This is a genomic window from Colidextribacter sp. OB.20, from assembly GCF_009911595.1.
In the GTDB taxonomy this organism is placed as follows: Bacteria; Bacillota; Clostridia; order Oscillospirales; family Oscillospiraceae; genus Lawsonibacter.
This window is the reverse complement of the sequence record NZ_QWKG01000118.1, coordinates 1-4,346: the sequence shown is the minus strand read 5'-3', so window position 1 is coordinate 4,346 and position 4,346 is coordinate 1. Positions and strand designations below refer to the sequence as shown.

General features: G+C 52.6%; 4 tRNA genes and 2 rRNA genes. All 6 read left to right on the top strand.

Annotation, left to right across the window (positions count from 1 at the left end):
• Positions 1 to 494: ribosomal RNA gene (locus D1641_RS18515) — 16S ribosomal RNA — on the top strand; the annotation flags it as partial.
• Between the two features lie 125 nt (positions 495 to 619).
• Positions 620 to 696, top strand: a tRNA-Ile gene (locus tag D1641_RS18510).
• Positions 697 to 714: 18 nt separating this feature from the next.
• Positions 715 to 790: transfer RNA gene (locus tag D1641_RS18505), tRNA-Ala, on the top strand.
• Between the two features lie 387 nt (positions 791 to 1,177).
• Positions 1,178 to 4,014: ribosomal RNA gene (locus tag D1641_RS18500) — 23S ribosomal RNA — on the top strand.
• Positions 4,015 to 4,192: 178 nt separating this feature from the next.
• Positions 4,193 to 4,268: transfer RNA gene (locus D1641_RS18495), tRNA-Lys, on the top strand.
• Positions 4,269 to 4,271: 3 nt separating this feature from the next.
• Positions 4,272 to 4,346 (top strand) — tRNA-Glu (locus D1641_RS18490).

The window sequence follows — 4,346 nt, the reverse complement described above, 5'->3', positions numbered from 1 at the left end:
GACAGGTGGTGCATGGTTGTCGTCAGCTCGTGTCGTGAGATGTTGGGTTAAGTCCCGCAACGAGCGCAACCCTTATTGTTAGTTGCTACGCAAGAGCACTCTAGCGAGACTGCCGTTGACAAAACGGAGGAAGGTGGGGACGACGTCAAATCATCATGCCCCTTATGTCCTGGGCCACACACGTACTACAATGGTGGTCAACAGAGGGAAGCAATACCGCGAGGTGGAGCAAATCCCTAAAAGCCATCCCAGTTCGGATCGCAGGCTGCAACCCGCCTGCGTGAAGTTGGAATCGCTAGTAATCGCGGATCAGCATGCCGCGGTGAATACGTTCCCGGGCCTTGTACACACCGCCCGTCACACCATGAGAGTCGGGAACACCCGAAGTCCGTAGCCTAACCGCAAGGGGGGCGCGGCCGAAGGTGGGTTCGATAATTGGGGTGAAGTCGTAACAAGGTAGCCGTTCGAGAACGAGCGGCTGGATCACCTCCTTTCTAAGGAGACCTCAGTTGATGAATAATCAGCTGTAAAGTCCTAAGGTCAGCCATCTGGAGTGGAAGTTAAGTCACGTTGTTTAATTTAGAGGGCGCACGCTGCGAGAGGAAAGCGGCAACCCGACGGGCCCATAGCTCAGCTGGCTAGAGCGCACGACTGATAATCGTGAGGTCGGTGGTTCGAGTCCACTTGGGCCCACCACCCAACTTAAGCGGTTACGGGGGTTTAGCTCAGCTGGTAGAGCACCTGCTTTGCAAGCAGGGGGTCACCGGTTCGAATCCGATAACCTCCACCATTGAGATTGGATCGAAGTGTTTGTCCAATCGGGCGAGCATTTCGATCTGACCTTGAAAAAGGTTGGAGTTTGCACCTTGAAAACTGAACAGTGAAGCAAGCAAGAAATTGCGAGCAAGCAACAGAGAGGTAACAAAGTTTTTTTGTGGACTTTTAAAAAGGGTAACACAAATACTACAATGAAACCAAATCTGAGGCCTGCATAATTCTTGTGAGAACCAATATCTCCTCAAGGAGGAACGTCAGTTGGGAGCGATAGGGAGCGGCGCGAAGCGCCGTGCCAAGTCGGAGCCCAGCGAAGCGGGTCCGACTTGGAGAGGAGGAGCAATGGAGTGAATGAGCTTTCGTGTTTACACGGAAGCGAATGATACGAAATCCGCTCCGACGAGGTCAAGCTATAAAGAGCGCAAGGGGAATGCCTTGGCATCAAGAGCCGAAGAAGGACGTGACAAGCTGCGATAAGCCGTGGGGAGCTGCACATAAGCGATATATCCACGGATTTCCGAATGGGGAAACCCGGCAGAGCAATACTCTGTCAACCTGCGTTGAATCAAATAGGCGTAGGTGGGGAACCGCCTGAACTGAAACATCTAAGTAGGGCGAGGAAGAGAAATCAACAGAGATTCCGCAAGTAGTGGCGAGCGAACGCGGAAGAGGGCAAACCGGAGGATTTATTCTCCGGGGTTGTGGACTGACACAACGGAGCAATAGGTTAGCTGAACGGTATGGGAAGGCCGGCCATAGCGGGTGAGAGCCCCGTAAGCGAAAACTGAATTGCTTTAGTCAGGATCCAGAGTACCGCAGGACACGTGAAACCCTGTGGGAAACTGGGGGGACCACCCTCCAACCCTAAATACTACTTGATGACCGATAGAGGAGCAGTACCGTGAGGGAAAGGTGAAAAGGACCCCGGGAGGGGAGTGAAACAGAACCTGAAACCTTGTGCTTACAAGCACTCAGAGCACGTTAAGGTGTGATGAGGTACTTTTTGTAGAACGGTCCGGCGAGTTATTGTACGAGGCAAGCTTAAGGTGTTAAGCACTGGAGGCGAAGGGAGACCGAGTCTGAACAGGGCGTTAAGTCGCGTGCAATAGACCCGAAACCAGGTGACCTATCCATGAGCAGGTTGAAGTGGAGGTAAAACTCCATGGAGGACCGAACCGACCCCCGTTGCAATGGTGGCGGATGACTTGTGGATAGCGGAGAAATTCTAATCGAACTTGGAGATAGCTGGTTCTCCCCGAAATAGCTTTAGGGCTAGCGTTGATTTAGATTACCGGAGGTAAAGCACTGAATGGGCTAGGGGCTGATAAAGTTACTGAACCCTATCAAACTCTGAATGCCGGCTAATTGATGATCAGCAGTCAGACTACGTGAGATAAGTCTCGTGGTCAAAAGGGAAACAGCCCAGACCCACAGCTAAGGTCCCTAATACATGCTAAGTGGAAAACGATGTGGAATTGCGAAAACAACCAGGATGTTGGCTTAGAAGCAGCCACTCATTAAAAGAGTGCGTAATAGCTCACTGGTCGAGTGACTCTGCGCGGAAAATGTAACGGGGCTAAGCATGTAACCGAAGCTTGGGATGCAGCAATGCGTGGTAGGGGAGCGTCGAATACGGGGTGAAGTCGTAGCGGAAGCAGCGGTGGACTGTATTCGAGTGAGAATGCCGGAATGAGTAGCGAGAATTATGTGGGAATCATAATGGCCGAAAATCTAAGGTTTCTTGGGGAAGGTTCGTCCGCCCAAGGTAAGCCGGGAGCTAAGGCGAGGCCGCAAGGCGTAGTCGATGCACATACGGTTGAAATTCCGTAGCCGCCGAAACTTAAACCAGAAGGACACTTGGAGCTAGCTGAACCCGGGCGTTGGTTGACCCGGGCGTAAGGGACCGAAAATAAGTAGGGAAGTCAGTGAATAACGAGGCGAGAAAAGTTCTGGTGAATGCTAAGGTGCCCGTACCGCAAACCGACACAGGTAGATGAGGAGAGGATCCTAAGGCCAACGGGAGAAGGGTTGTTAAGGAACTCGGCAAAATTACCCCGTAACTTCGGGATAAGGGGAGCCTGCGTGAGCAGGCCGCAGAGAATAGGCCCAAGCGACTGTTTACCAAAAACACAGGTCTATGCTAAATCGAAAGATGACGTATATGGGCTGACGCCTGCCCGGTGCTGGAAGGTTAAGAGGAGGGCTTAGCGCAAGCGAAGGTCTGAATTGAAGCCCCAGTAAACGGCGGCCGTAACTATAACGGTCCTAAGGTAGCGAAATTCCTTGTCAGGTAAGTTCTGACCCGCACGAATGGCGTAACGATTTGGGCGCTGTCTCAACAGCCCACCCGGCGAAATTGTAGTACCGGTGAAGATGCCGGTTACCCGCAACTAGACGGAAAGACCCCATGGAGCTTTACTGCAGCTTAATACTGAGGATTGGTAAATCATGTACAGGATAGGTGGGAGACTTGGAAGCTAGGGCGTCAGCTCGAGTGGAGTCACCCTTGGGATACCACCCTTGATTTACTGGTTTTCTAACCTGCGGCCGTGAATCCGGTCGGGGGACACTGTTAGGTGGGCAGTTTGACTGGGGCGGTCGCCTCCTAAAAGGTAACGGAGGCGCTCAAAGGTTTGTTCAGCACGGACGGAAATCGTGCAGTGAGTGTAAACGCAAAAACAAGCCTAACTGCGACACCGACGGGTGGAGCAGTAACGAAAGTTGGAGTTAGTGATCCGGCGGTATGCAAGTGGAAGTGCCGTCGCTCAACGGATAAAAGCTACCCTGGGGATAACAGGCTGATCTCCCCCAAGCGTCCACAGCGACGGGGAGGTTTGGCACCTCGATGTCGGCTCGTCACATCCTGGGGCTGAATTCGGTCCCAAGGGTTCGGCTGTTCGCCGATTAAAGTGGCACGCGAGCTGGGTTCAGAACGTCGTGAGACAGTTCGGTCCCTATCTGTTGCGGGCGTAAGAGATTTGAAGGGAGCTGTCCTTAGTACGAGAGGACCGGGATGGACAGACCTCTGGTGCATCAGTTGTCCTGCCAAGGGCACAGCTGGGTAGCTACGTCTGGACGAGATAAACGCTGAAAGCATCTAAGCGTGAAACTCCCCCTAAGATAAGATCTCTCATTCGAAAGAAGTAAGGCTCGACGTAGACTATGTCGTTGATAGGTCGGAGGTGGAAGCGCTGTAAGGCGTGCAGCTGACCGATACTAATAAGCCGAGGGCTTGACCTACAAGAGTGGTTCAAAGCATGAGGAATGCAGGCGCTTGCAAGCGATGGAATGATAAGCTTCACTGTTCGGTTTTCAGGGTGCAGACAACAGCGCATCCCTTGTCTTGAAGGGAAGGAAAGTGTATAAGAGAGCGTAGGAAAGCTTTCTTTGCTCATCTTCTTTCTCCGAAAGAGAGTAAGCGCCTTTAGCTCAGTTGGTAGAGCAACTGACTCTTAATCAGTGGGTCCCGGGTTCGAATCCCTGAAGGCGCACCATAAGGCCCGTTGGTCAAGCGGTTAAGACGGCGGCCTCTCACGCCGCAAACATGGGTTCGATTCCCGTACGGGTCACCA